The sequence below is a fragment of the Marinobacter fuscus genome (assembly GCF_003007675.1).
GTDB lineage: Bacteria > Pseudomonadota > Gammaproteobacteria > Pseudomonadales > Oleiphilaceae > Marinobacter > Marinobacter fuscus.
On the sequence record NZ_PXNP01000096.1, the window covers coordinates 26948 to 50349 of the forward strand.

Genomic DNA, 23402 nt, shown 5'->3' on the forward strand with positions numbered 1-23402 from the left:
ATTTTTATCAAGTGCATTTTCCGCAGTCGTCACTGAAAAGGACAAACCATGACAACAGCAACCGAACTCAAGCCGGCACCTCGCATCGGCCTCGCGCTCGGGGGCGGGGGTCCATTGGGCGGCATCTATGAAATTGGCGCTCTAAGAGCACTGGATGAAGCGCTGGATGGTGTGGATTTCAATGCTGCGGATGTGTATGTGGGGGTGAATTCTGGCTCCTTCGTCGCGGCCAACCTGGCCAACCAGGTGACCACCGCGCAATTGTGCCGGATTTTCGTGCGTAACGAGGCCGAGGTACACCCGTTCCGCCCGGAAGTCTTCTATCGCCCGGCGTTTCAGGAGTTCGGTAATCGTTTGCTGGCGGTGCCCGGGTTGGTGTCCACCGCGGTCAGCCGGTTTATCAACAACCCCTACGATCAGAGTTTTCTTGAAGCCATGACCATTCTGGCCCAGGCTGCGCCGTCGGGTTTGTTCGATAACGAGGGGTTGCAGGACTATCTGCTGCGAACATTCACCATGCTGGGCCGAACCAATGATTTCCGGCAACTGAAGCATCGGTTGTATGTGGTGGCGGCTGATGTGGAAAGCACCGAAGCGGTGTGTTTCGGTGCTCCGGGCTTCGATCATGTACCCATCTCCCGTGCGGTTCAGGCCAGTACGGCGTCGCCCGGGCTGTATGTGCCGGTGGAGATAGACGGTCACTATTATGTCGACGGCACCCTGCGCAAAGGCTTGCACGCCTCAGTGGCGTTTGAGGATGGTGCGGATCTGGTGCTGGCGGTGAACCCCCAGGTACCGCTGGATGCCCGCGCAGCGGTGCGAGCAGGCTCCATCAAGCCGGGTAAACTGACTCATTCGGGAATGCCCAATCTGCTCGCTCAAACCTACCGCACCATGGTCTATTCCCGCATGAAATCCGGTATCGCCCAGTATGCACGGGACTATCCCGATAAAGACATTGTGCTGTTCGAGCCCACCCGGGACGACGCCAAACTGTTTTTCTCCAATGTGTTCAGTTTCCAGGGGCGGCGCATGGTGTGTGAGCACGCTTATCAGATGACCCGGCGAGATCTGCTCCGCCGGGCTGATGATCTGGAGCCGAAGCTGCAAAAATACGGCATCACCTTGCGACGGGATCGCCTTGAGGATGAAGAGCGCACCATCAGCACCGGTCTGTATGGTGAAATGTTGCCGTTGCATGTGGCCAGGGAGCGTCAGGGCGGGGGTGAAAAGAGTGCGCTGGCCAGCGGTCTGAGCAACGTAACGCAGCTGTTTTCCAAAGCTCAGTAGTTCAGGGAATTAGCCCGGCGGGGCACTGGTGGTGTGAACACAAAAGGCCGAAGGTGTGTGACCTTCGGCCTTTTGTGTTTGCGGGTGCCAGCTTCTGATTAAAGGATGTAGCGGCTCAGATCTTCATCTTCAGACAGCTCGCCCAGTTTCTCGTCCACATAGGCGGCGGTTACCTCAAACGCTTCGGTGACCGCATCCCCTGCGTCGTAAGACAGGCTTTCCAGCAAGCGCTCCAGCACCGTGTGCAGGCGCCGGGCGCCGATGTTTTCGGTGCTTTCATTCACCTTCCAGGCAACCTCGGCAATGCGGGCAATGGCATCGTCGGCGAAGGTCAGCTTCACGCCTTCGGCGCCCATCAGGGCTTCATATTGTTGCACCAGTGAGGCATCCGGTTCAGTCAGAATGCGTTTGAAGTCGTCTGGCGTCAGCGCCTGCAGTTCTACGCGAATCGGCAAACGACCCTGCAGTTCCGGAATAAGGTCTGAGGGTTTGGACAGATGGAAGGCGCCGGAGGCGATGAACAGTATGTGGTCGGTACGGATAGAGCCGTACTTGGTGCTGACTGTGCTGCCTTCAATTAGCGGCAACAGATCCCTTTGGACACCTTCCCGGGACACATCTGATGAGGTGTTTTCCGAACGCTTGGCTACCTTGTCGATTTCATCCAGGAACACGATGCCGTTCTGCTCCACCGCCTGGATGGCCTTCTGCTTGATTTCTTCCTCGTTCACCAGTTTAGCGGCTTCTTCGTCTTTTACCCGCTTCATGGCATCGACGACTTTCATCTTGCGGGTTTTACGCTTGTCGGATGACAGGTTGGAGAACATGCTTTGCAGCTGGGAGGTCATTTCCTCCATACCCGGAGGCGCCATGATCTCGACGCCAGGGGCGGCGCTGCGCAGATCAATCTCGATTTCCTTGTCATCCAGCTCGCCCTCCCGCAGTTTCTTGCGGAACAGCTGGCGGGTGGAAGAGTCACTGCTGGAGTGCTGGCTATCTTCGTTAAAGTCCCGCGCTGGCGGCAACAGGGCGTCCAGGATGCGATCTTCTGCGGCATCCAGCGCGCGATGCTCGTGCCGCTTCATTTCCTGCTCCCGCAGCATCTTGATGGCCATGTCGGCCAGATCCCGGATGATGGATTCCACGTCCCGGCCCACGTAACCGACTTCGGTAAACTTGGTGGCTTCTACTTTCAGGAAGGGGGCGTCGGCGAGCTTGGCCAGGCGACGGGCAATTTCAGTTTTGCCGACCCCGGTGGGCCCGATCATCAAAATATTCTTGGGGGTAATTTCGTCTCGCAGGCTGGCATCTAGCTGCATGCGGCGCCAGCGGTTACGCAGGGCAATGGCAACGGCGCGCTTGGCTTCTTCCTGGCCCACGATGTGCTTGTTGAGCTCGTGGACAATTTCCCGTGGAGTCATTGTAGACATGGTTGCTCCGTTGGTCAGTCTTTAATGGGTAGCACTTCAAGGGTGCGGTGCTGATTGGTGTAAATGCAGATGTCGCCAGCAATCTCAAGAGCCTTCTCGGCGACTTCCTGAGCACTCAGGTCGGTGTTTTCGAGCAGCGCACGGGCCGCAGCCTGGGCAAAGGGGCCGCCGGAGCCAATGGCAATCAGCCCCTGCTCGGGTTCGATCACATCGCCGTTGCCGGTAATGATCAGCGAGGCGGTTTTATCGGCCACGGCCAACAGGGCTTCCAGTTTGCGCAGAGCCCGGTCGCTACGCCAGTCTTTGGCCAGTTCCACGGCCGCACGGGTAAGGTTGCCCTGATGCTTTTCGAGCTGGGCCTCAAAGCGCTCGAACAGGGTGAAGGCGTCGGCGGTACCACCGGCAAAACCGGCAATCACCTGGCCGTTGTAAAGCCGCCGAACCTTGCGGGCGTTGCCTTTCATTACGGTGTTGCCAAGGGATACCTGGCCATCACCACCCATGGCGACTTCATTCTCCCGGCGTACGGAAACGATCGTGGTCATTGGGGCTCCAGTTGCCTGTGTGAATTTGACATTCTGGCTTTATGGAGGCGGGTGGCAGGAATTCAAGTGCCTATTGGGGCTTACTTGTGTGCCAAGGTGGGGTCTGACCCCAAGGGGTCAGACCCCGCAGTTAGGCCCGCAGGTGAGATCCCGCAATCGACCCCCTGGGGTCAGACCCCACCTTGGCAGGCTAGCGCTTACCCCTCCTTGGGAATCTTCCGCACCAGCGGCTCAATATTAATGGACACCAGCTTATCCACCGCCGAGTTCATCTGGCTGCGGGAGGTGAACGGCCCCACATTTACCCGATACCACACGCTGCCGCTATCCAGATCAATGCGTTGGACATGAGCCCGCAATCCTTGAAAGGCAATCTGCGCCCGCTGTCGCTCAGCATCGTCCTTGCTGCGGAACGAGCCGGACTGCACCACGTAATCGAACTTCTGCAGCGCCGGGCCGGGGGTGTATTCCTCCACCTTGGGTGGAACCACCTCTGACTCCGGCAGCATCTCGTAAAACCGGAAGCGCTGCTCCTTGCTGGGGGGTTCCTGCTTTGCAGTGTTCTTGGCTGGAGTGGTGGGAGCTTTGGCAGGCTGTTGCACCTGTGGTGTGTTTGCAGGCTGGTCAGCACTGCCGCCGGGCAGGGTATTCAGATACACAATAAAACCAACAAAGCCGCCAACGGCGGCCAGGGACAAAATGGTTCTCATAGACAAACTGCCATGCTGGGGGCGTGACGGGTGCGTCTTTTTCGGTTCAGCCGCTTTTTGCTGCCGGGAGCGTGCTGCCGGTTTTCCGGCAGCCCCTCTCCCGGCGGGGCGGTCTTTCCTGGCGTAATCTCTGGCCATGGAGGAGTTACATCTCGTCCGGAGCGCTTACGCCGAGCAGGTCCAGGCCGTTGGCGATTACCTGACGCACGGCAAGATACAGGCTGACCCGGGCATCCCGCAGTGCGGTATCGTCAATCAACACTTTGTGGGCGTTGTAGTAGGTGTGGAATTGCCCGGCCAGCTCACGGAGATAATGCGTGAGGTGGTGGGGTTCACGCTGGGCTGCTGAATTGGCAATCAGCTCCGGATACTTCGCCAGCTGGTTTGCCAGTTCCTTTTCCTCATCCAGGGTCAACAGGCTCAGGTCGCCCAGGCACTCATTCATGCCCCGTTCAACCCCTTCTGCAGCCAGCTTGCGCAGCACGCTACAAATCCGGGCGTGGGCATACTGAATGTAATACACCGGGTTTTCGTTGGTCTGGGAGCGGGCCAGATCAATGTCGAAGGTCAGCTGGGAATCTACCCGGCGGGCTGCCAGGAAGAAGCGGGTGGCGTCGCGACCCACTTCGTCAATCAGATCGCGCACGGTTACGTAGCTACCGGCCCGCTTGGAGATTTTTACCTCCTGGCCGGAGCGGGTGACCATGACCATCTGGTGCAGCACGTAATCCGGCCAGCCCTGGGGGATGTCGGCTTTGAGTGCCTGCAGGCCCGCCCGAACCCGGGTGACCGTGGAGTGGTGGTCGGCGCCTTGCTCATTGATGACCGTGCTGAAGCCACGCTGCCATTTGTCCAGGTGGTAGGCCACGTCTGGCAGGAAGTAGGTATAGCCGCCATCTTTTTTGCGCATGACCCGGTCTTTGTCGTCGCCAAATTCCGTGGTCTTCAGCCACATGGCGCCGTCTTGCTCGTAGGTGTAGCCGTTGGCTTTCAGGCGCTCCACCGTGGCTTCCACCTTGCCGTCTTGGTATAGGGAGGACTCGAGGAAGTACACGTCGAACTGCACGCCAAAGGCTTTCAGGTCGAGATCCTGTTCCCGGCGCAGATAGGCCACGGCGAACTCACGGATGGCGTCACGGTCTTCCGGGTCGGCCTTGGCGGTTACTTCCCGGTCGTCGGCCACCACGGTTTCGCCGGCCAGATAGGCATTGGCGACATCGACAATGTAATCGCCCCGGTAGCCGTCGGATGGCCAGCTTTCGTGCTCCGGTGTCAGACCTTTCACCCGGGCCTGAACAGATAAGGCCAGATTGTTAATCTGGGCACCGGCGTCGTTGTAGTAAAACTCCCGGGTAACGTCGTAACCGTTGGCTTCCAGCAGGCGGCACAGGCAGTCGCCTATGGCGGCGCCGCGGCCGTGGCCCACGTGCAGTGGGCCGGTGGGGTTGGCCGAGACGAACTCCACCTGCACCTTTTCGCCCTTGCCGGACTGGTTTCGGCCAAACTGATTCGCTTCATCCAGAATGCTGTTCACGATGCCAAAAGCGCTGGCGGTGCTCATAAAGAAGTTGATGAACCCGGGGCCAGCAATCTCCACCTTCTCCACCGCCGAACTGTCGGGCAGGGCAGCGACCAGTGCCTCAGCCAGCTTGCGCGGCGGGCAACCGGCGGCCTTGGACGCCACCAGGGCAATGTTGCAGGCATAATCCCCGTGGGACTTGTCTTTGGTGTTGCCAACCTGCGGTGTAAAAGCCTGATCAGCTGGCAAAGTGCCTTCAGATTGCAGGGCTGCAAGAGCAGACTGGAGAAGCTCGGATACGGTCTCTTTCATGCGTCAGACGACTCGGTGTTCAGAAGAATGGATACAGGGCGGAGGGCCCGTGAAAAAAGAAGGGGGCTATTATCGCGGAAACTCGGGGCTTAAGCAAAATGATGCGCAGTCGGCTGATAAAGATCTGACTGTTGGCTTGATGCTGGGTTAGGTGTTTGGGTGATAGATGCGCGGTCTGGCACTGGCAGCGCCAGACCGCGAAAATGTAGAGGATTAGTTGTTGTAAGGGCTGTTGATGCCTCCCGGAGGCGTGACTGCCTGATCATTCAGATCATCGGACAGGCATGGCAAAGTGAATTCCCGTGAGTTAGAGCTCGAAAAGCCTTCGACATTCGAAGTTGCCGTCAGACGTACACGAACCCAGCTGCACTCCCCTTTTGGATATCGGATATTGAACTCGACCGATCCGACTGCGTCTGTCAGAACATCGTTCGGTGCGGATGCCGGGTTGGCAATTTCGGTACCGGCGGGGTCAGAGTGGTTTGTCGGGAAAGTGGCGGTGTAAACCGGAACCCACAATTCGCTAGCCTCGCTCCACACATAGTTGCCGGTGCTGAACTCCAGGGGCAATACGCTTAGCTGCACGGGCTGGCTCGCACTCGCGTTACCGTTTGCGTCGGTAACCAGAACGCTCCACGGCATGTCATAAGTTGATTCCGTGGGCGCTGAAATGGTATTGCCGGTACCAAGAATCAGAGTTAGTGCACGGCCAGCTACAGTCAGGGTAATAGACTGAGTCCGGGAGGTGCCGTCATTTCGTTCAATTTTCGCACTAACGAGGACGCCATCTTTATCACTGATGCTGGTGGTGGATTTGTAGGTTGAAATAGCTCTGCCCTGGCTATCCGTTTTTACGATGCCTGGTTCGAGAGTACCGCCGGTCGGGTCAGTTAGTGAGAAATAGACGTTTGCATTTTTGACGAGGTTGCCATTTCTGTCTCTTACCGTGGAAATAATACTTGCTTCACCGTTTGTTGATACCTGAGTTTTGGATGCGCGAATGCTGACGGTATACGGTGATGAGGATACGAACTCCAGGCTCTCCTTTGCTTCAATCTGGATTCCAGAAGAGCTATTCGCGAGAGCTGTAATCTCCGCCACGCCCACATCATTCGAAGAAAGCCTGACTGTTGCGATCCCTTGAGAGTTGGTGGTCGCCGTTCTTGGCGACAGTGAGCCTCGAGTTGTGGAGAAGGTTACGGTGCGGCCAGCGACGGGGGAGCCGTTTTGGTTCCAGGTAATAGAAATGTTCTGAGGGCGGTTAACTTCTACTTCGCTGGGAACGTTGCTGTCGAACGCAAAGTTGTCGGCTGAAACGCTCAGTTCCAACCGTTCCGTAATCCTGGATTCATTATTGAAGGCGCTTACTGAAAGTGTATCTGTGCCCCCGGTTTGTGCTACGACGGAAAACTGAACCCTGCCAGCGCTGTCGGTGGTAAGTGACGCGGCCGATACAGTGTTCCTGGTGCTTGAGATAGTAACAGGCGTGTTGCCAATGCCCTGGCCGGCTGAATCCAGTAGCCGCGCTTCATAGTTGGCGGAAGCGCCATTGCTGATTGCGGATGGCCCGGTCAGGTTGAGCGTTGTTCCTGTAACAGCCACATCAACAGACTTGGTCACGGAGCCTGCCGTGGCAGTCACTGAGATCGTCCGGTTTCTCGCGTCGCCTTCGGTTGAAAGTTCGGCGCTGGCCCGGCCTGTTTCCGAGGTGACGGGCGAGAGAATCGCCAGTGAGCCATTGTTTGATGCTACGAAATCAACCGGAACATCTGGTGTAAGTATGCCGTTTCTGTCTCGCACCAAGGCCGTGATCGTGGTTTTGTCCTGTCCTGAAGAGCCCATCGCGGGCGTGCTGGATAATAGCTGGATTGAGCCTACGGTGAACTGATCAGAGGGCGATCCACCGTTGCCATTGCCCGTGCCAGAGAGTGGGGTTGAGCTATCGTCACCCCCACATGCCGCCATGAATAGTGCCAGCGACATTGCCGCCGCTCGTGCAAGGAATTTCCCTGACATAATTGTGTCTCCAGTTTTCGTTTACAGCGCAAGCCTTTCGGGTGTGCGTCTCCGGCATGAGAGCCGCAACCTAAGGATTGATTCCAGGTTTCTTGGATAGATTGCTGAAAATCATAGCACAGTCAATCGAATCGCAATGCGTCGTATCGGTGATTTATGAATAAAGATTGTAACGTTTTGCAGAATTGGCCTTGCATCACGTTTCCGGTTAGCCGGTTTCCTGGGGATCCACATCCACCGCCCACTTCACACTCGCAGGCAGTTTCCGTATATCGAGCTGCTGGCAGGTTTGAGTAAGAAGCCGGTTAAGATGCTTTCTGCTATCACTGCAGACCACCAGTTGGGCCCGATGGCGATCGGCCTTGCGGGCGATAACGGCAGGAATCGGGCCCCATATTTCAACGCCGGGCCCCTGGATCAGCGACCTGATCGAGTCCAGCAACTGAAGGCTCTCCTGCATGGTGTTGGCATCTACCCGGAAGATCGCCATGGCCCTGAAAGGCGGTAGTTCGCCCGCCCGGCGTTCGGCCAGCAGTTGGTTGGCGAGGGTCGGATAGTCACCCCGACACAGCGCCTGCAGCAGTGGGTGGTCGCTATGGCAGGTCTGAATCAACACCTTTCCGGGCTTGTCGCCGCGCCCGGCCCGACCGCTCACCTGTAGTAGCGTTTGTACCATTTGTTCCGGCGCCCGGAAGTCGACACTGAACAGGCCGCCATCGGCATTAACCACTGTTGCGAGGGTAACGTTCGGGAAGTCATGGCCCTTGGCAAGCATTTGTGTGCCAACGAGAATGCAGGGGGCGCCACTATTTACCTGCGAGAGTATGCCCTGAATACTGCCTTTTCGCTGAGTGCTGTCCCGGTCTACCCGGATCACCGGGGTGTCCGGGAAGAGTCCGGCCAGGGTTTCTTCCGTGCGTTCAGTGCCCTGACCCACCGGTTTGAAATTATCGCTTTTACAGGCAGGGCAAGCATGGCTGGCGGCCATCTGGAAATCGCAATGGTGGCAGCGCATGGCTCTGTCTCTGCGGTGGTAGGTGAGCCGTGTGTCGCAACGGGGGCACTCCTCCATGTGGCCGCAGTCAAAGCACATCATCACCGGAGCAAAGCCTCGGCGGTTTATGAACACCAGCGCCTGCTCCCCTTTGTCCAGTGCTTCGGCGATGGCGCTCAGGGCAGGGCGTGACAGGCCGCTTTCCAGAGGGCGGCTGCGAATGTCCAGCAGTTCCATGGACGGTGGGCGGGCATTGCCAGCCCGTTGTTCAAGCCGGATCAGACGATACTTTCCCTGCTGCGCGTTGTGCCAGGATTCGAGTGATGGCGTGGCGGAGCCCAGAATGACCGGGCAGTGATTGAGGTGGGCGCGGTATACGGCAATATCGCGGCCGGAATAGCGGAAGCCCTCTCCCTGTTTGTAGGAGCTGTCATGCTCCTCATCGACGATGACTGTTCTGAGTCTGGTAAAAGGAAGCAGTACGGCAGAGCGTGTGCCAATCAGAATCACCGGTTCGCCATTTCTTATCTTGAGCCAGGTGTCGAGACGCTGGCTATCAGTCAACGCGGAGTGCCAGATCGCAATGCGTTGCCCGAAGTAACGCTGGAACCGGGCCAGGGTCTGAGGGGTGAGGTTGATTTCCGGCACCAGCACCAGAGCCTGATCCTGCCTGTGCAGATGGGTTTTCAGGTAGTGAAGGTAAAGCTCGGTCTTTCCGCTGCCGGTGATGCCGTACAGGAGTGTTGCGCTGAACCGACCGGTGTCGGCGGGCAATGACTCGGCCGCGGTGCGTTGCGCTTCAGAAAGCTGTGGTCCGGGCGTGCTGTTCTGGTTGCTGTCAGCATCGGTTCTGCCCCTATCCTGGCATTCGGTGATCAGCCCCTTGTTCTTCAATGCCCGAATTTGTGGGCGGCTGAAGCCTGCTTTCGTGAGTTCGCTGGATGTAATGCCTGGCGCATTCTTTATGGCGGTCAGTAATGCTAGCTGTCGATGTGCATTGGCGGGCGGCAATTCGCCGCTGTCTTTGGTTTGCCAGTGCTGATCGGCTTTTGCTTCTGCCGAACGGCCTCTGCGCAGTGCGGGAGGCAGGGCAGTGAACAGGCACTCGCCCAGTGGGTGCTGGTAGTAGTCACTGGCCCAGGATAGTAGTTTGCAAGTGCTTTCCGGTAGGGCTGGCCAGTCTTCCAAGGCACTTTGAACCGGTTTAAGGTTGATGCCGGATGGTGGCTCCACGCCGATTTCTGCGACCAGTCCGGTGAGTGTCTGGTGCCCGAAGGGCACTTTTACCCGCTGGCCGGGTGTCAGTGTCATAGGCTCGGGAACGAGGTAATCGAAGAGCCTTCGAAGCGGGCGATTCAGGGCGATGCGGGCTGTCCGGGGCCGTGTCACGGTAACTGCGTATCCTGAATAAGGGCATTGATCATCGGTTTGCGTGGCATCCGGCGGCGTGGCGCCACCAATATACTTGCCTGCGGCCGGCTTTGTCAGTAAGATTCGCGGTCTGTTTCTGGCCGGGCTCGATTGTGCACGGTCTTTTCAATTGATTCAAACATGCGGTGCCTGGCAAGAAAGCTGCCCTAAGGCGTGTGATCAGGTAGCGGCATGACCGTAAGAGGTTCGCCATGAAAGAAGGTATTCACCCCAAGTACGAGAACATCACCGCTACCTGTTCCTGCGGGAATGTGATTAATACCCGTTCAACTGTTGGTCACGACCTGCAGCTCGACGTTTGCTCCCAGTGCCACCCGTTCTACACCGGCAAGCAGAAGGTGATGGACACAGGTGGTCGTATTGACCGCTTCAACAAGCGGTTCGGTGGCCGTATTGGCGGTAAGAAAGACTGATTTTCGCCGAAATCGAAAAAAAGCGCCGAAAGGCGCTTTTTTTGTGCCTGTTCGATGGCTTGGATGCGAGCGTATACGCGAAATGCACTATTGACTGTATACAAAACATTCCATTCAGGCTTGTCGTTTGCCATTGAGCGAGCCATAATGTCGCGCTCCGTCGAGCGTTGCTCTGGCGGCTATTACCTTTAAACGTGACAAACGGAACAGTGGCAATGTCTCAAGATCTGAAAGAAGCAGCCCTTGAATATCACGCCAAGCCGCGGCCGGGTAAGCTTAGCGTTGAAATCACCAAGGCTACGAAAACCTCCCGCGATCTTTCTCTGGCGTATAGCCCGGGGGTTGCCGAACCGGTCCGCGAGATCGCGAAGGACCCCGAGAATGCATACAAATACACCGCCAAGGGTAACCTGGTAGCCGTGATTTCTGACGGTACTGCGATCCTGGGTCTGGGCAATCTCGGCCCTCTGGCGAGCAAGCCGGTGATGGAAGGCAAAGGCGTCCTGTTCAAGCGCTTTGCCGGTATCGATGTGTTTGATATCGAGGTGAACTCCGAGAGCCCTCAGGCGTTTATTGAAACGGTTGAGCGGATTGCCGATACCTTCGGTGGGATCAACCTCGAAGACATCAAGGCGCCTGAGTGCTTTGAAATCGAGCGCGCTCTGGTCGAAAAGTGCAATGTGCCGGTTTTTCATGATGACCAGCATGGCACCGCCATTGTAACTGCTGCGGGCATGATCAACGCACTTGAGCTGCAAGGTAAGAAAATTGAGGAAGCCACGGTCGTTTGCCTGGGCGCTGGTGCGGCGGCTATTGCCTGCATGAAGCTGCTGGTAAGCTGTGGAATTCGATCTGAAAATATCTACATGCTCGACCGCAAGGGTGTGATCCACTCAGGTCGTGACGATCTGAACCAATATAAGGCAATGTTTGCCAACGAGACCGATAAGCGTACGCTGGACGAAGCTATTGATGGTGCCGACGTATTCCTGGGTCTGTCCGGGCCGGATCTCCTGACTGCCGAGCAGTTGGCGAAGATGGCCCCGAACCCTGTTGTGTTTGCCTGCTCTAACCCGGATCCGGAAATCAGCCCGGAAGTCGCTCTCGCCACACGCGATGACCTGATCATGGCGACAGGTCGCTCCGACTATCCGAACCAGGTGAATAACGTACTGGGCTTCCCTTTCATTTTCCGGGGCGCACTGGATGTTCGTGCCACCTGTATTAACGAAGAAATGAAAGTTGCTGCCGTGCATGCGATCCGTGAGCTGGCCAAAGAGCCGGTACCTCAGGAGATTTGTGAGGCTTACGGTGTAGCGACGTTTGAGTTCGGTCGTGAGTACATCATTCCGAAGCCGATGGACGTCCGCTTGCTGGAAGTTGTGCCAGCAGCCGTTGCAAGAGCAGCCGTGGATTCCGGCGTTGCCCGCAACCCGTACCCGGCACACTACCCGTTGAAGTCTATGGACGACATTATCTGATCCTGATAGTTCGTCTTGCTTCATAGAAAAACCGGCGGAAGATCCCGCCGGTTTTTTGTATCTGCTGAGAATCTTCCGCTCAAAAAATCTGCCTTGATAAATCGTCGTCAGCATTCGTGCCCTGGTGGCCGTTGTCCCGGGCTTTCAGGGGGTCGGGCGCATCTTCCTGCTTGAACAGTTCAAAGAGGCCTTCTTCGCCGGGGCGTGCCCGCTCTCCGGTTTCCGGGTTAATCCGAATGTTGACGATGCCGTTGGGCCTTGGCATGTGGGCCGAAGGTCTATCCTTCAGTGCTGTTTTCATGTAGTCGACCCAGATTGGCAGGGCTGTGGTGGCGCCATATTCGCTTCGGCCAAGGGGGGCCGGTTGGTCGAAGCCAACCCATACGGTTGTCGCCAGGTTGTGATTGAAGCCTGCAAACCAGGTGTCTTTCTGTTCGTTCGTGGTGCCGGTTTTGCCGGCAATATCGTCTCGGTTCAGAGCCAGGGCTCTGCGGCCGGTACCCCGGCGCACAACATCTTTCATCATGGAGTGCATGATATATACCGAGCGCTCATCCGCCAGGCGTTCCATGATTCTGGGGGTGGTCGGCTGGCCGTCAGCGTTTGAGGCGGGGAGGGTCATGCCGTCAATGGTTTCCGGAGTTTCTGTGCGCTCTCGCGTTTCGTCGGGTTTGCCGGTGTCTGCAGTGCAGGGCGAGTCACACAGTTTTGTTTCCGGAGCCTGGTAGACAACTTCGCCGGTAGAGGCTTCGATGCGCTCAATCAGATAGGGTTGGACGTCGTAGCCGCCATTGGCAATCACGGCGAAGCCTCTGGCCAGCTCCATTGGGGTAAGCAGGCCGCTGCCGAGGGACAGGGACAGGTTGGCGGGCATGTTTGCTGTGGGTAGCTTCAATTGCTCAAGGTACTGCAGGGTGGTTTGAATGCCCAGGTCCCGAAGCAGTCTGATGGACACCAGATTGCGGGAACGGTAGAGGCCCTTGCGCAATGTGGTGGGGCCGTAAAATTGCCCTGAAGAGTTCTGAGGGCGCCAGGCGGTTTCGAGTTCCGAGTCCTCGAAGACGATAGGCGCATCATTGTAGATCGTGGCAGGCGTTCTGCCGTTCTCCAGCGCGGACAAATATAGAAAAGGCTTGAAGGTCGAGCCGGGCTGGCGACTGGCCTGGGTGGCGCGGTTGTATTTGCTCTGGCTGAAGCTGTAGCCGCCAGAAAGTGCTTCAATGGCCCCTGTCTGCGCTTCCAGGGAAATCAGTGCGCCTTCAACTCGGGGAATCTGGGCAAGTGAGGCCTGGATCGTCTGAGATTTCTTTTGGCTGCTGTTGTCGTCCTCGGGCTGAGGCTCATCGCTTACGGGCTGTTTTGCATCTGGTTGCCCGGACAGGCTGGCTTTCACGTATACCACATCGCCAGGTGAAACAACGTCCGATGGCTTTTCCGGCTTGGGGCCGGTAAATCGTTCGGTGCGGTAACGGCTCGCCCAGCTCATGGTGGCCATAGGCATGGTGCCGGCGCCCAGGTTTCGCAGGTGCAATCGGGCGATTCCTTTTTCATCATCGATGCTGGTAACGACGGCGGGGATCAGATCCTCGACCTTCGGATAGCTTTGTATTTTGCCGGACAGGTCTTCTTCCGACATGCCGTCGATATCGAGCTGGCCGATGGGGCCGCGAAACCCGTGCCGGCGGTCGTAATTTTCCAGGCCGGCCCGAAGAGCATCTGTGGCTGCCTGCTGTTTTTCGCCGCCGACAGTCAGGAAGACGCTGTAGCCTTCTGTGTAGGCCTCTTCTCCAAAGCGTCGAACCATTTCCGATCGCGCCATTTCAGCAACATAGTCAGCATCAACCTCCATTTCGCGTGTATTGTAGCTGGCCGTAAGTGGTGCGTCCTTGGCCAGCGACCAGGCGTCGGCGGTGATGTATCCAAGCTCTTTCATTCGTCCGAGAATCCAGTTGCGACGGATCAGGGCTCGCTCGGGGTTGGCCAGCGGGTTGTAAGCGGAGGGGGCTTTGGGTAGCCCGGCAAGCATCGCCATCTGGGCAAGATCGAGTTCTGTCACGGGCTTGTCGTAATAGACCTGGGCCGCGGCGGCGATCCCGTAGGCGCGATTGCCCAGATAAATTTTGTTAAGGTAAAGTTCCAGGATGCGCTCTTTGTCCAGTTCACGTTCAATCTGAAGAGCCAGCAGTATTTCATTGAATTTACGAATGAACGTACGGTCGCGTGACAAAAAGTAATTTTTTGCAACCTGCATGGTGATGGTGCTGCCGCCAGACTGGATGCTGCCGGTGGTGACCAACTCCACGGCAGCCCGCACCAGCCCTTTGATGTCGACTCCGTAATGGGTGTAAAAGCGGGCGTCTTCAGCGGCCAGGAAGGCTTGTAACTGAATTGTAGGGATCTGTTCGATTGTGATGGGTGCCCTTCTCTTTTCACCGAATTCTGCTATTAATCTGTTGTCTCTGCTATACACCCGCAGCGGGGTCTGCAGTCGCACATCGAGCAACTGTTCGACCGGGGGAAGGTTTGGACGGAGATAAAGGTAAAAACTCGAGGCAAGAATGATGGCGACACTCAGGCCGGTAAGAATGAACCAGGCTAAAACGCGAGTTGTACGCAGCAATTGAGACATTTTTTTCTGACAACTGTTGGATATAGGTCTATTATTTGAGAAATTGCTTTAGGAAGGTTTGGTCGCCTCGCCGCCTGCAATGTCTCCCAGGAACATAAGAGACGTTATTGTAGACGGAAAAAACAACAAATTCTCTTACATAAAAAACACATAGAACGCTCTTTGGGTGACCGTTTTCACAATAAACGGCCGAGGGGTTTCAACGCCGGGTGGATTTAACCAGGTACAGGGTGAGCGCGTGTTCGGATTGCTAGGAAAAAAATCCAGCGCCGTTCTTGGAGTGGATATAAGCTCCAGTTCGGTCAAGCTGTTAGGGCTGTCAAAAAATGGCGATCGATATAGGGTCGAAAGCTATGCGGTTGAGCCATTGCCAGCCAATGCAGTTGTAGAGAAAAATATCACGGATGTGGAGGCGGTAGGGGAAGTCCTGAAGCGTGTAGTATCCAAGTCTCGCACCAGTGTGAAGCAGGCGGCCGTTGCGGTCTCTGGTTCCGCAGTGATCACCAAAGTGATCCAGATGGGCGGCGGGCTCAATGAGTTCGAAATGGAAGACCAGATTGCTCTCGAGGCGGATCAGTACATTCCGTATCCGCTGGATGAGGTCGCCATTGACTTTGAGGTTCAGGGCCCTTCCGAGTCGAATCCTGATGACGTGGATGTGCTGTTGGCAGCATGTCGCAAAGAAAACGTCGATATAAGGGAAGATGCACTCGAAATTGCTGGCCTCGACTCAAAAATTGTCGATGTTGAGGCCTATGCGCTGGAGCGTGCCTACACGCTCATCGAGCCGCAGCTTGAATCTCAGGGTGAAGAATTGGTCGTGGCGATCGTGGATATCGGTGCCACCATGACGACCCTGAGTGTTCTTGCAGAAGGCAAGACTGTCTACACCCGGGAGCAGATTTTCGGAGGCAAACAGCTGACCGAAGAAATCCAGCGCAGGTATGGCCTGTCGGTGGAAGAAGCCGGTCTGGCGAAAAAACAGGGCGGCCTTCCCGATGATTACAACGATGAAGTTCTGATGCCATTTCGTGAAGCCGTGGTTCAGCAGGTTGCACGGGCACTGCAGTTCTTTTTCGGGGCCAGTCAGTACAATGCGGTGGACTACGTGGTTTTGGCTGGCGGTACCGCTTCGGTTCAGGGTCTGGTCGACATGGTTGAGGAGAAAACCGGGACGCCCACGGTGGTGGCCAATCCATTTGCTGATATGTCTGTAGGCTCCAAGGTTAATGCCTCCGCGCTCAGCAATGATGCCCCTTCACTGATGATCGCCTGTGGCTTGGCAATGAGGAGTTTTGACTGATGGCCAAAATTAACCTCAGGCCCTGGCGTGAAGAGCTTCGGGCTGAAAAGCAGAAACAGTTTGTTGTTCTGATGTTGGGCGCCGTGATTATTGCGGGTGGCCTGGCTTTTTTGTGGAAGTCTGACTTGGACAGCCGGATTGCCTATCAGCAATCACGGAATGCCTACATCGAGACTGCCACCAAGGAGCTGAACAAGCAGATCAAGGAGATTGAGGATCTGAAGCGTCAGCGGGATGAGTTGCTGGCACGAATGCAGGTTATCCAGGATCTTCAGGGCAAGCGGCCCGTCATTGTTCGGGTGTTCGACGAATTGGTAAAGACTTTGCCAGATGGGTTGTTCTACACGGATCTCAAGAAAACGGGTGAGCGATTGGAAATCGTGGGCATGGCAGAGTCCAACAGTCGTATTTCTAACCTGATGCGGCAGTTCGAGGATTCCGAGTGGTTCGCAAACCCCAGTCTGTCTAATGTTGCAGCGACAGACAGCGAGCGCGCAGGGTATAGCCAGTTCAATCTCGCGGTACAACAGAAAACACCAGAGCCCGAAGGGGAGGATAAGTAATGAGCCTCGCGGACTCACTGAAAAGTCTCAATGAATTCGATATCAATGATCTGGATATCAACAATGCGGGTATCTGGCCTGCTCCGGTCAAGGCGATCGTTGCTTTGATTGTGTTTGGTCTGATTCTTGGTGGCGGCTACTGGTTTTTCGTCAAAGATCAATATGCTCAGTTGGAAGCTGTTGAAAGACAAGAGCAAGAGCTCAAGCAGCGCTATGAGCAAAAAGCCTATCAGGTTGCCAATCTGGAAGTGTTCAAGGCGCAGATGGCAGAGATGCAGGAAACATTTGGTGCGCTGGTTCGTCAGTTGCCAAGTGATACCGAAGTGCCGGGATTGCTCGAAGATATTACCAATACCGCTCTGGGTAGTGGTCTGGAGCTGCAGGAAGTAAAGTTGCAGCCAGAGCAACAACGGGACTTTTATTCAGAGCTCCCGATTAATATTCGGGTTTCAGGCTCCTATCATGAACTTGCATCGTTTGTGAGTAGCGTTGCCAGTTTGCCCAGGATCGTGACATTGCATGACCTGACCATAAAACCAATCGGCGGTGACGGCGAGCAACTGGATATGCAGGTTGTTGCCCGTACCTATCGCTACCGGGCCGGAGAATGAGCATGACAGGAAAGCATGCGGGAAAAGCCTGGCTGGGTGTTTGTCTGGCATCGTTGCTGACGGCCTGTTCCCAGGGAAGCGGATTTTCGGATCTCGATAAATTTATGACCGACACCAGGGCTAAACCCCGGGGGCATGTAGAGCCTCTGCCAGAGTTCAAGGCGTATGAAGCCTTCAGCTATTCGGCAGCAGATCGTCGTGCACCGTTTGAACCGCCGGTGGACGTGCAACTGACGATGGTGGACGATGAACCGGTCAGTGATATCGAGCCTGACTTGGATCGTCCCAGAGAAGTGCTTGAAAACTTTGACCTCAAGTCGCTTGCTATGGTCGGCACTCTGCAAGGCAACGAGGGCAACCTTTATGCGCTCGTGCGTGATAACACCGGAGGTATTCACCGGGTGCGGACAGAGAATTATATGGGGCAGAATTACGGCCGCATTGTCGGAATCAGTGAAACCCGGATTGAGCTGATCGAGATCGTTCCCAATGGTCGGGGTGGCTGGGTTGAACGCCCGCGCTCCCTGTCTCTGGATGAAGGCTGAGGAGCGACACGGATATGAACGAAAGAAACATGCACGAAAAAACAGTTTTAGGGTCGAGGCTAGCGATGTTCAAAAAACTCAATGTCTGCGCAGGTGTGATTGCCCTGGGTTTATGGAGCAGCCTGGCCGGTGCGGTCACGCTGCAAGACTTGTCGTTCTCGTCGCTACCGGGTGAACGACTGGAAGTCACCATGCAGTTTGATGGAGCGCCGCCGGAACCCTCCGGGTACACCATAGAGCGGCCAGCCAGAATTACCGTTGATCTCAAAGACACGACCAGTGCCCTCAATAAACGTAGCATTCCTTTGGGAACAGGTAACGCGCAAAGTGTCACGATTGTCGAGACTAAGGATCGGACACGCCTTATCTTTAACCTTGTTGAGTTGGTTCCCCACGAAACGATGCGGGGTGCTGACTCTTTGGTGATGACGATTGGCGGAGGTTCCGAAGCAGTCGCAGATTCAGGCGGAAATGCAAGGCCTGTTTCAACGCAAGCTCCAGCGAGGGCTACTGCCCGCACTCTGGCGGGAGTGGATTTTCGTCGTGGCAATAAAGGCGAAGGGCGGGTTGTTGTTGACCTTGGTAGTAGCGCGACAGAAGTCAATCTTAGTGAAGTGGCAGGGCGCATTCGCCTGAGTATGCCTGATCTGACAGTTCCAGAGAACCTGCGACGCAGGCTGGATGTTACTGATTTTGCAACGCCTGTATCCCGCATCGACACCTATATTGAAGATGGTTCGGCGATTGTTGAAATCCGGCCGGAAGGGGATTACGACTATATTGCCTACCAATCCGGGAAAGAGTTTACGGTGAGTGTGGAGGCGCTGTCCCAGGAAGAGGCGGAAGCGCGTCGGGAAGAGAAGTTCCCCTACACCGGAGAAAAATTGTCGCTGAACTTCCAGGATATCGAGGTTCGTTCGGTATTGCAGCTGATTGCCGACTTTACCGGGCTGAACCTTGTAGCCAGTGATACCGTGGGTGGTAGCATAACCTTGCGACTGCAGAATGTTCCCTGGGATCAGGCTCTGGATCTGATATTGAAAACCAAGGGGTTGGATAAGCGTCAGATCGGTAATGTTCTGCTGGTTGCACCCGCAGATGAAATCGCTGCCCGTGAAAAGCTGGAGCTCGAAACCAGTAAGCAGATTGCAGAGCTGGCTCCTGTTCGGTTGGACATTATTCAGGTCAACTACGCCAAAGCAGCTGATATTGTTGCTTTGATTCAGGCAGATAAAGAACTGATTTCCTCCAGAGGCTTTGTGTCTTCGGATGGCAGGACGAATACGATCAGCGTGCGCGAGACGGCAGAGAAGTTAGAGGAAATTCGCCGACTGGTTACTACTTGGGATGTGCCGGTACGCCAGGTTTCGATTGAGGCGCGTATTGTTCGTGCGCAGACTAACGTTGCCGAAGACCTCGGCGTTCGTTGGGGTGGTGCCGCATATAACGTTAGCGGTAACGACGTGATTACAGTGGGCGGTTCTCTGGGCACTCTGGAAGAGGCTCGAGGTGCCGCAAGTGGTGGTAGTGGAGGCATCTCGTTCCCCGGCGCACTTGGAGTGGACTTGGGAGTGACAGGAGCAGGGGCCTCATCCTTCGCAATCGGGTGGGGTAGTGATGACTTTCTGGTTGACCTTGAGCTATCCGCACTGGAGAGCGATGGCAGGGCAGAGGTGGTCTCCCAGCCGAGAGTTGTAACCGCAGATCGCCAAAGCGCTTCTATCAAGTCTGGTGAGGAGATCCCTTATCAGGAGGCAACTTCCAGCGGTGCAACCAACATTGAGTTCAAAGAGGCCGTGCTGTCTCTGGAAGTGACTCCTCAAATCACTCCGGATGACAAGATCATTATGGATCTCGTTGTAAATCAGGATTCTCGTGGTGAAGTTACCGCAGGTATACCTTCTATCAACACCAACGAGGTAACCACACAGGTGCTGGTTGCTAATGGAGAAACGGTCGTTCTCGGTGGCATCTTCCAGTCTGAGGTCGCGACCCAGACAACCAAGACGCCATTCCTTGGTGATATTCCGTACATCGGCCGGTTGTTCAAGCGTACCGAGCACATCGATGAGCGTAGTGAGCTATTGATCTTCATTACGCCGAAGATCATCAAGAGTGATCTGGTCCAGTAACTTGGGTGTTGAAAAAAACCGCCGGATTGTCCGGCGGTTTTTCGTTATGGGGTAGAACCGGCTTTGCCGCTTATGGATTGCAGGCCTGTGTGCTATTCTCACCCGCTTGAATTTTGTTGAGCGGAAATTATGTCTTTGCCCAAACGAGTTGTTCTGGTTGGGCCCATGGGGGCTGGAAAAACGACCATTGGCCGGTTGCTTGCCAAAGAGCTGGGATACCGGTTTATGGATACCGACCGGATCATCGAAGAGCGCTGTGGGGCGAATATTCCCTGGATTTTCGATGTGGAAGGTGAGGATGGTTTCCGTCAGCGGGAAACAGCCATGCTGGAAGAGCTGTCCAGCGAAGCAGAAACGGTGCTGGCGACGGGTGGCGGTGCGGTGATGCGGCCGGAAAACCGTCCGTTGTTGCGTAAAGATTCAATAATTGTCTATTTGCGTACGTCTATTGAGCAGCAAGTGGAGCGAACCCGTAAGGATCGCAACCGGCCGTTACTGCAGAGTGAAGACCCGGAGGCTGTTCTGCGTACACTGTTCGCTTTGAGAGACCCTATCTATACCGAGTTGGCGGATATCATTATGTACACCGACCGCAAGAGCCCCCGCCTGGTCGTTCGTCAGTTGGCTAATCGAATTAACCCGAAAACACCTCGCCACAAGCGTCAGCGGCGGAAAGAAGGAAGGGAACATGCACAAGGTGCTTCACGAGCTCAAGGTTGATCTTGGCGATCGCAGTTATCCGATTACCATCGGGCAGGGATTGCTGGGTGTCATTGATCTGACCCCCTGGGTAGCGGGTCAACAGGTGATGATCGTAACTAACAACACAGTTGGACCACTGTATCTTGAGAAGGCCAGAGCCAGTTTCCCGGGGAAAACAGTGGATGTGGTGGTTTTGCCAGACGGTGAAAAGTACAAGGACTGGCAGACACTGAACCTGATTTTCGATGCCTTGCTGGAAAATCGCCATACCCGGAAAACGACGCTGGTCGCGCTTGGTGGTGGTGTTGTGGGTGATATGGCGGGCTTTGCCGCTGCCAGCTATCAGCGTGGCGTACCATTCATTCAGATTCCGACGACATTGCTTTCGCAGGTAGACTCGTCCGTTGGCGGAAAAACCGGTATCAATCATCCCTTGGGCAAAAATATGGTAGGGGCATTTCACCAGCCCCAGGCGGTTCTGATTGATACCGATAGCTTGCAGACGCTTCCTGCCAGAGAAGTGTCTGCGGGCCTGGCAGAAGTGATCAAGTATGGCCTTATCCGGGATGACGCTTTTCTGTTATGGCTAGAGGCGGAGATGGATAAACTCGTCGGGTTGCAGCCGGAGGCGCTTGCTGAGGCCATTTTCCGTTCGTGTCAGTGTAAGGCCGATGTGGTGGCACTGGATGAGCGGGAAGGTGGCATTCGGGCCATTCTCAACCTGGGCCACACCTTTGGGCATGCCATTGAAACCTTCGCCGGATACGGCAGTTGGTTGCATGGAGAAGCTGTGGGTACCGGGATGATGATGGCCGCAGACTTATCTGTGCGCGAGGGCTTTATTTCATCCGCCGATTTCCGGCGCACTGCGGCTTTGATAAAACGAGCCGGGCTACCGGCCTTTGCACCAGCCAGTATGAAAGAAGCGGATTTTCTGAACCTGATGGCGGTAGATAAAAAGAATGTGGATGGCCAGCTACGGCTTGTGCTGCTTCGTGCGTTGGGCGATGCATTTGTAACAGACGAGGCAAAGCCGGAACATCTCCGCCAGACGCTCGGAGCATTCTTGCCCGAAGCGGGTTGATTTGTGTTTGTCGGAAGACAGGGAAGCATTGTGACTGAAGAAAGCCTGAGCACGGCAGAGCTGGGCGGCCTGTTTGCACGGCTGCAACAACGCTATGGCTTGCGCGAAAATCCACTTGAAATGGAAGCGCCATTCTTTCCCGATGCCATGCGCCAGCACTCACTGGAAGCACTGCGCCACCTTTGCGGGTTTGGAGACCTGGCACTGGTGCTGACTGGCGCACCAGGCTGTGGGAAAACGCGAATCCTTGCCGAGTTGGTGCGAAGTGAGTCTGCACGACTGGAACTTCACTCCCTGCCGGCTTCTGCTTTAACCAGTGCGGCGGCTTTGGCACGGCATTGCAAAGCGCTTGCGAAAGCCGGTGTCCCTGTTGATGTTGATGCCCGTGAAGCGGTCTACCGGTTTTTCAAGTGGTCCGAAAGTGCCCTTCGTCGCGGGCGACGCCTGGTTCTGTTGATTGATGATGCGGATCGGGTGAGTGAAGAGGTGCTCAATCTTTTGCTGGCAGCTTTCGTAGCCGCAGATCGTGCTCAGGCTGCAGTGCCGGTATTTTCGGGCGGCGATAGCCTTTGGACGGTATTAGAGCGGGGCAGCGACGCCGCGCATACCCACCATATTTCACTTCCGCCGTTAGCGCCAGGCGATATACGGAGTTATCTGGAGCCCCGAATCCATAAAGCGGGCGGGCGTGTTGACGAGCTTGTGTCTCCGGCTCGCCTGAAGAAACTGCACCACCTCAGCCAGGGAAGCTTTGGCCGTCTCAAGCGTGTGGCTCCCGGGGTCTGGCTGGACCGGATTCCTGATTCTGCCATGAGGCCAGAACAAGCCCGCTTCCGTTTTTCTCAGCTTCGTTGGCCCGCAATCGGACTTCTGCTACTCGGGGGTTCCTGGTGGTTTGTTTCGCAACAATACGAGCAGTCGGTTCGAAACCAGGCCAAAACGGACGAAGCGCCTGAACCGGTTCGTCGGAGTATTACTGTCGGGCCCGGGCCTGAAGTTCCGGTAGCGCCGGATGAGTCAAACTCAAGCACCCCTCAAGCACCTGAAAACACGCCGGGTGAAGAGGGCGTGGCGCAGGACTTGCCCGCGTCTCTTGAGCTTGACTCAACCCCGGTGATTTCCCCGAAGACTGTTCCAGAGCCAGAGCCAGAGCCAGAGCCAGAGCCAGAGCCAGAGCCAGAGCCAGAGCCAGAGCCAGAGCCAGAGCCAGAGCCAGAGCCAGAGCCAGAGCCAGAGGTTAACTCGCAGACAGAGCAACGCGACAGGGATGAGGCTGCGCTATCGCCGGAGTCGCCACCTCGGCCAGCTTTTGTACCCAGTGTGCCTGAACGGTTTGTGGCTCTGGAAGATCTCAAAACCCGCAATGGGTGGACCCTGCAACTGGTCGCGGGCAACCAGGAGCAAACGGTATTGAATGTCCTTCAGCGGGCGCCCGATGATGCCCGCCTTTCCTACACATTGGGAGAGCGTCAGGGGCAGCCATGGTTCATGCTGGTGTATGGTCAGTACCCCGACAAGGGCGCGGCAAGGTCTGCCGCTGGTGCATTACCAGAGAAACTCGGCATTTCTGCCCCATGGTTGCGCAGCTACAGCAGCTATTAAGGTTTTTTGTACGTAAATTGGTCAAAATGCACCAAATCGGTGCGGTCTAGCCTGTTTGTCAAGCACTATTTCAGAAAAAGTTTGTCTACG

General features: G+C 55.9%; 18 protein-coding genes. 11 read left to right on the plus strand and 7 right to left on the minus strand.

The genetic code is table 11. The features are described from left to right. The first annotated feature begins 48 nt into the window (after positions 1–48). Positions 49–1290, plus strand: coding sequence for a patatin-like phospholipase family protein (locus C7H09_RS12675; protein WP_106763221.1), 1242 nt, complete (start codon positions 49–51; stop codon positions 1288–1290). A 98-nt stretch (positions 1291–1388) separates the two neighbouring features. On the opposite strand, the gene hslU is transcribed toward C7H09_RS12675, so the two are convergent. The 6 genes from hslU to C7H09_RS12705 all read right to left on the minus strand — a co-directional run bounded on the left by hslU (position 1389) and on the right by C7H09_RS12705 (position 10205). Beyond that, positions 1389–2720: an ATP-dependent protease ATPase subunit HslU gene (gene hslU / locus C7H09_RS12680; RefSeq protein ID WP_106763223.1), complete on the minus strand. Its 1332-nt coding sequence runs from the start codon at positions 2718–2720 to the stop codon at positions 1389–1391. 14 nt (positions 2721–2734) lie between these two features. Further along, positions 2735–3265: an ATP-dependent protease subunit HslV gene (gene hslV, locus C7H09_RS12685; protein ID WP_106763225.1), complete on the minus strand. Its 531-nt coding sequence runs from the start codon at positions 3263–3265 to the stop codon at positions 2735–2737. Between the two features lie 197 nt (positions 3266–3462). Next, positions 3463–4113, minus strand: a complete 651-nt coding sequence (locus tag C7H09_RS12690) for an SPOR domain-containing protein (RefSeq protein WP_106763227.1) — start codon at positions 4111–4113, stop codon at positions 3463–3465. A gap of 7 nt (positions 4114–4120) precedes the next feature. Continuing rightward, positions 4121–5806 carry an arginine--tRNA ligase gene (argS, locus tag C7H09_RS12695; RefSeq protein ID WP_106763229.1) on the minus strand — a complete coding sequence of 562 codons (1686 nt, stop codon included), beginning with the start codon at positions 5804–5806 and terminating at the stop codon, positions 4121–4123. Between the two features lie 213 nt (positions 5807–6019). After that, complete coding sequence (locus C7H09_RS12700; RefSeq protein ID WP_106763231.1) at positions 6020–7822, minus strand: Ig-like domain-containing protein; 1803 nt, start codon at positions 7820–7822, stop codon at positions 6020–6022. Between the two features lie 208 nt (positions 7823–8030). Next, complete coding sequence (locus C7H09_RS12705) at positions 8031–10205, minus strand: primosomal protein N' (protein WP_106763233.1); 2175 nt, start codon at positions 10203–10205, stop codon at positions 8031–8033. Positions 10206–10438: 233 nt separating this feature from the next. On the opposite strand from C7H09_RS12705, the gene rpmE reads away from it, so the two are divergent. Together rpmE and C7H09_RS12715 are read left to right on the plus strand one after the other, a co-directional pair. After that, positions 10439–10660 (plus strand): 50S ribosomal protein L31, encoded by a 222-nt coding sequence (gene rpmE / locus C7H09_RS12710; RefSeq protein ID WP_106763235.1) that lies wholly within the window; start codon positions 10439–10441, stop codon positions 10658–10660. A gap of 215 nt (positions 10661–10875) precedes the next feature. Continuing rightward, positions 10876–12141 carry a malic enzyme-like NAD(P)-binding protein gene (locus C7H09_RS12715; protein ID WP_106763237.1) on the plus strand — a complete coding sequence of 422 codons (1266 nt, stop codon included), beginning with the start codon at positions 10876–10878 and terminating at the stop codon, positions 12139–12141. 79 nt (positions 12142–12220) lie between these two features. Here C7H09_RS12715 and C7H09_RS12720 read toward each other — a convergent pair whose 3' ends face one another. Beyond that, the gene (locus C7H09_RS12720) at positions 12221–14770 is read right to left on the minus strand and encodes a penicillin-binding protein 1A (RefSeq protein ID WP_106763239.1); all 2550 of its coding nucleotides are present in this window, start codon (positions 14768–14770) and stop codon (positions 12221–12223) included. Between the two features lie 238 nt (positions 14771–15008). Between C7H09_RS12720 and C7H09_RS12725 the strand changes: the two genes are divergently transcribed. The 8 genes from C7H09_RS12725 (at position 15009) to C7H09_RS12760 (ending at position 23312) form a co-directional block, all read left to right on the plus strand. Then, positions 15009–16073 (plus strand): pilus assembly protein PilM, encoded by a 1065-nt coding sequence (locus C7H09_RS12725; protein ID WP_106763241.1) that lies wholly within the window; start codon positions 15009–15011, stop codon positions 16071–16073. Continuing rightward, entirely contained in the window at positions 16073–16636 is a 564-nt protein-coding gene (locus C7H09_RS12730; RefSeq protein WP_106763243.1) for a PilN domain-containing protein, read from the plus strand. Before C7H09_RS12725 ends, C7H09_RS12730 begins: the two co-directional genes overlap by 1 nt. Further along, positions 16636–17247: a type IV pilus inner membrane component PilO gene (locus tag C7H09_RS12735; protein WP_106763245.1), complete on the plus strand. Its 612-nt coding sequence runs from the start codon at positions 16636–16638 to the stop codon at positions 17245–17247. The genes C7H09_RS12730 and C7H09_RS12735 overlap by 1 nt, the downstream gene beginning before the upstream one ends. Positions 17248–17249: 2 nt before the next feature. Further along, positions 17250–17792 (plus strand): pilus assembly protein PilP, encoded by a 543-nt coding sequence (locus tag C7H09_RS12740; protein WP_106763247.1) that lies wholly within the window; start codon positions 17250–17252, stop codon positions 17790–17792. 14 nt (positions 17793–17806) lie between these two features. Further along, the gene (locus C7H09_RS12745; RefSeq protein ID WP_106763249.1) at positions 17807–19924 is read left to right on the plus strand and encodes a type IV pilus secretin PilQ; all 2118 of its coding nucleotides are present in this window, start codon (positions 17807–17809) and stop codon (positions 19922–19924) included. A gap of 129 nt (positions 19925–20053) precedes the next feature. After that, positions 20054–20644, plus strand: a complete 591-nt coding sequence (gene aroK, locus C7H09_RS12750) for a shikimate kinase AroK (protein ID WP_106763251.1) — start codon at positions 20054–20056, stop codon at positions 20642–20644. After that, a complete protein-coding gene (gene aroB / locus C7H09_RS12755; protein ID WP_106763254.1) occupies positions 20613–21710 on the plus strand; it encodes a 3-dehydroquinate synthase in 1098 nt (365 codons plus the stop codon). The genes aroK and aroB overlap by 32 nt, the downstream gene beginning before the upstream one ends. A 30-nt stretch (positions 21711–21740) precedes the next feature. Beyond that, positions 21741–23312 carry an AAA family ATPase gene (locus C7H09_RS12760; RefSeq protein WP_106763256.1) on the plus strand — a complete coding sequence of 524 codons (1572 nt, stop codon included), beginning with the start codon at positions 21741–21743 and terminating at the stop codon, positions 23310–23312. Positions 23313–23402: the final 90 nt, after the last annotated feature.

Coding starts and splice junctions, on each gene's coding strand:
- C7H09_RS12675 (WP_106763221.1), top strand. CDS start 49: ATGACAACAGCAACCGAACTCAAGCCGGCACCTCGCATCGGCCTCGCG.
- hslU (WP_106763223.1), bottom strand. CDS start 2,720: ATGTCTACAATGACTCCACGGGAAATTGTCCACGAGCTCAACAAGCAC.
- hslV (WP_106763225.1), bottom strand. CDS start 3,265: ATGACCACGATCGTTTCCGTACGCCGGGAGAATGAAGTCGCCATGGGT.
- C7H09_RS12690 (WP_106763227.1), bottom strand. CDS start 4,113: ATGGCCAGAGATTACGCCAGGAAAGACCGCCCCGCCGGGAGAGGGGCT.
- argS (WP_106763229.1), bottom strand. CDS start 5,806: ATGAAAGAGACCGTATCCGAGCTTCTCCAGTCTGCTCTTGCAGCCCTG.
- C7H09_RS12700 (WP_106763231.1), bottom strand. CDS start 7,822: ATGTCAGGGAAATTCCTTGCACGAGCGGCGGCAATGTCGCTGGCACTA.
- rpmE (WP_106763235.1), top strand. CDS start 10,439: ATGAAAGAAGGTATTCACCCCAAGTACGAGAACATCACCGCTACCTGT.
- C7H09_RS12715 (WP_106763237.1), top strand. CDS start 10,876: ATGTCTCAAGATCTGAAAGAAGCAGCCCTTGAATATCACGCCAAGCCG.
- C7H09_RS12720 (WP_106763239.1), bottom strand. CDS start 14,770: ATGTCTCAATTGCTGCGTACAACTCGCGTTTTAGCCTGGTTCATTCTT.
- C7H09_RS12730 (WP_106763243.1), top strand. CDS start 16,073: ATGGCCAAAATTAACCTCAGGCCCTGGCGTGAAGAGCTTCGGGCTGAA.
- C7H09_RS12735 (WP_106763245.1), top strand. CDS start 16,636: ATGAGCCTCGCGGACTCACTGAAAAGTCTCAATGAATTCGATATCAAT.
- C7H09_RS12740 (WP_106763247.1), top strand. CDS start 17,250: ATGACAGGAAAGCATGCGGGAAAAGCCTGGCTGGGTGTTTGTCTGGCA.
- C7H09_RS12745 (WP_106763249.1), top strand. CDS start 17,807: ATGAACGAAAGAAACATGCACGAAAAAACAGTTTTAGGGTCGAGGCTA.
- aroK (WP_106763251.1), top strand. CDS start 20,054: ATGTCTTTGCCCAAACGAGTTGTTCTGGTTGGGCCCATGGGGGCTGGA.
- aroB (WP_106763254.1), top strand. CDS start 20,613: ATGCACAAGGTGCTTCACGAGCTCAAGGTTGATCTTGGCGATCGCAGT.